Source organism: Rhizobacter sp. P2_H2 (assembly GCF_056403375.1).
In genome coordinates, this window is sequence record NZ_JBFUFP010000692.1 from 1 (window position 1) to 2,978 (window position 2,978).

5 protein-coding genes are annotated in these 2,978 nt (G+C 68.4%); all 5 read right to left on the minus strand.

Annotation, left to right across the window (positions count from 1 at the left end; all coding sequences use genetic code 11):
- Positions 1-229, minus strand: a 229-nt coding sequence (locus AC1D15_RS24770) for a hypothetical protein (RefSeq protein ID WP_477828062.1), incomplete at its 3' end; no start/stop codon positions are given.
- Positions 230-251: 22 nt separating this feature from the next.
- A complete protein-coding gene (locus AC1D15_RS24775; RefSeq protein ID WP_047511223.1) occupies positions 252-1,208 on the minus strand; it encodes a glycosyltransferase family A protein in 957 nt (318 codons plus the stop codon).
- A gap of 3 nt (positions 1,209-1,211) precedes the next feature.
- Complete coding sequence (locus AC1D15_RS24780) at positions 1,212-2,318, minus strand: DegT/DnrJ/EryC1/StrS family aminotransferase (RefSeq protein ID WP_477828063.1); 1,107 nt, start codon at positions 2,316-2,318, stop codon at positions 1,212-1,214.
- Between the two features lies 1 nt (position 2,319).
- The gene (locus AC1D15_RS24785; RefSeq protein WP_477828064.1) at positions 2,320-2,892 is read right to left on the minus strand and encodes a GNAT family N-acetyltransferase; all 573 of its coding nucleotides are present in this window, start codon (positions 2,890-2,892) and stop codon (positions 2,320-2,322) included.
- Positions 2,889-2,978, minus strand: coding sequence for a WxcM-like domain-containing protein (locus tag AC1D15_RS24790; protein WP_477828065.1), 90 nt, complete (start codon positions 2,976-2,978; stop codon positions 2,889-2,891). The genes AC1D15_RS24785 and AC1D15_RS24790 overlap by 4 nt, the downstream gene beginning before the upstream one ends.

Consider the following 2,978-nt stretch of genomic DNA (forward strand, 5'->3'; position numbering starts at 1 on the left):
CCACCGTCGGCGCGAGGCGGATGCGGCCGGTGCCCTTGAACACCGTCGGCGTCATCAGGTTGACCGTGCGCGCAGCCGACGGCTGCTCCGGCGCCTGCAGCACCTCGACGATCGCCTTGTCGGACACATGGAAGAAGTAGTGCACCAGCAGCGCGCGCACCCAGCTCTCGAGCTCGAACGGGTTGCTCTTCGAGATCCAGGCCTTGTAGCGGTCGAGCTTCAGCATCATCGCGGCGTGCTCGCAGGCCTGCTCAGAAGCCGTGCGTCGCGAGGAAGTCGTTCCAGGCGGCGATGAAGCGCTCCTCGGCACCGGCCGCGCCCGCTGCCAGCTCGGGCAGCAGCGTGCAGAACGGCTGCATGTCGGGCTGGCTGCCGTAGCGCAGGTTCAGCGCCGGCTGGATGATGCGGCAGCACTGCTGCAGCAGCTCGCCGCTCAGGCGGCCGGTGCGGTGCCCGCCGACCGCCAGCGCGACGAAGCCCAGGTGCGCACCCTTCATGAACGGGCTGTTCACGTTCGACGAGTTCTGTCCCGCGCTGATGCGGAAGTAGCCCAGGTGATCCTGGATGTGGCACAGCGGGCGGCGGATGCTGGCCGCGACGAACGCGCCCAGGTCCCACAGCCCGGCGTACGACACGTCGCCGAGCGCAGGCTTCAGCAGCAGGTCGGCACAGTCGGCGCGGAAGATCGCGTTCGAGAACTCGCCGAAGTAGTTCTTGCACTCGGCCACCGTGCTCATGAACATCACGTCGTCATTCAGCGCGATCATGCGGCTCGCGTTGTGCGCGATCGCCGCCGGCACCGGCTGGCCGGTCATCGGCTGCCCGGCCTCGTTGGCCACCCAGCGGCGGCTCACCGAGCACGAGAAATCGGCCGAGCTGTGCGCCACCAGGTGGCGCTCGTAGAACTCGGGGTACATCACGTCGTCGTCGAGCATGATGTGCAGCAACTCGGAGCGGCCGTTCCACAGCCGCACCAGGTGCTTCAGGTTCTCGTAGGCACCGTTGCGCGGCCCCTCGTGGAATTCGATGTCCAGCCCCGCGCGCAGCTGCGAGAAGGTCTCGGAATGGAAGACCTCGCGAAACTCGCCGTGCGGGCTGTCGTCGGAAATGATCACCTGCTGCGACGGCCGCGTCTGGTAGCGCAGCGAGTGCAGCAGGTCGTGGATGTAGCGCGTCTTGTAGGCCGGGATGACGGTGGTGATGTTCATGGATCAGCCCAGCGCCTCGAGTGCATTCCGCACCGCGCCGATCACCTCTTCGGTCTGCTCGCCCGTCTGCGTCGGGCCGATCGGCAGGCTCAGCACCTGCGCATGCATCGCCTCCGAGATCGACAACGCGCCTGCCTTCAGGCCGAGCGAGGCATAGGCCGGCTGCAGATGCGGCGCAACCGGGTAGTGGATGACGGTGCCGATGCCGGCATCGGCCAGGCGCTTCGCGAGGGCGTCGCGCTGGCGGTGCCGCACGACGAACAAATGCCAGGCCGGTTCGGCCCAGCTCGGCACCTGCGGCAGCACCAGCTCGAAGCCGGCGAACGCCTGCAGGTAGCGCTGCGCGATCGCCGCACGGTGCCGGTTGTCGGCCTCCAGCTTCGGCAGCTTCACGCGCAGCAGCGCGGCCTGCAGCTCGTCGAGCCGCGAGTTCCAGCCGATCACCTCGTTGTGGTACTTGACCTTCGAGCCGTAGTTGCGCAGCTCGCGCAGGCGCGCGGCCACGCCTTCGTCGTGCGTCGTGACGGCGCCGCCGTCGCCGAGCGCGCCGAGGTTCTTGCCCGGGTAGAAGCTCCAGGCCACCGCATCGCCGTGCGCGCCCAGGCGCTCGCCCTTGTAGCGCGCGGCATGCGCCTGTGCGCCGTCCTCGACGACCTTCAGGCCGCGCCGGCGTGCGATCTCGAGGATCGGCGACAGGTCGGCCGGCTGGCCATACAGGTGCACCGGCATGATGGCCTTGGTGCGCGGCGTGATGGCGGCCTCGATGCGCGCCGGGTCGATGTTGTGCGTGCGGTCGTCGGGCTCCACCGGCACCGGCGTCGCGCCGACGTGCGTCACGGCCAGCCAGGTCGCGATGTAGGTGTTCGACGGCACGATCACCTCGTCGCCCGCACCGACCTCCAGCGCGCGCAGCGCCAAGCTCAGCGCCTCCAGCCCGTTCGCGACGCCCACGCAGTGCGCCGCGCCGCAGTAGGCCGCGTACTCCTGCTCGAAGCGCTTCAGCTCGTCGCCCATGATGTACCAGCCCGAATCGAGCACGCGCTCGAAGGCGGCCACCAGTTCGGCGCGCTGCTGCAGCTGCACGGACTTCAGGTCGAGGAAGGGAACCATGTCAGATGCTCACCTTGAGAGGGTCGGGCAGGAAACGGGCATAGCGCTTCATGGCCTCACGGATCGCCGCGTTCACCAGCGTGTACTCGATCTCGACATCGTCCTGCGAGACCCGCTGGGCGCCGAAACGCTCGTGGAAGGCGCAGACGCGCTCATTCGCGAGGTTGACCTGAAAGTGCGCATTCGTAAAGCCCAGGGTATCGAGGGCATACGCGTACACCATCAGCGCCRACTCGATCGCGGCCGACGACGGGGCGGCGTCCGACAGGATCCAGCTGCCCCAGCAGAAGCTGCTCTGACCGTCGATCACTCGGGCGTCGTAGAGCCGCACCGTGCCGAGCTTGTCGCCGGCCAGGGTCTCGATCACGAAGTAGGCCTCGCCGTCACGCTGCGCATAGGCGGCCAGCCAGGCCTGCTGGTCGGCCAGCGCGCCCGAGGTGCGCGACAGGTGGCGCGACTTCACTTCGTCGGTGCGCAGCCCGAGGATGAACTCGGCGTCGTCGACCGCCGCGTCCCGGAAGACCAGCGTCTTGCCCTGCACGCGCCTGGCCTTGCCCAGCCGCGGCGCGGTCATTTCGCGGCAACCAGGTCGGTGAAGACGCCGTAGTCGCGGATGTAGTCCGCGGCGTCGTAGTAGTCGGAGGCGAACACCATCAGCAT

What these genes read in the sequence shown, in the direction of transcription:
- AC1D15_RS24780 (WP_477828063.1), bottom strand. Translation starts at nt 2,318, where the DNA reads ATGGTTCCCTTCCTCGACCTGAAGTCCGTGCAGCTGCAGCAGCGCGCC.
- AC1D15_RS24790 (WP_477828065.1), bottom strand. Translation starts at nt 2,978, where the DNA reads ATGCTGATGGTGTTCGCCTCCGACTACTACGACGCCGCGGACTACATC.
- AC1D15_RS24775 (WP_047511223.1), bottom strand. Translation starts at nt 1,208, where the DNA reads ATGAACATCACCACCGTCATCCCGGCCTACAAGACGCGCTACATCCAC.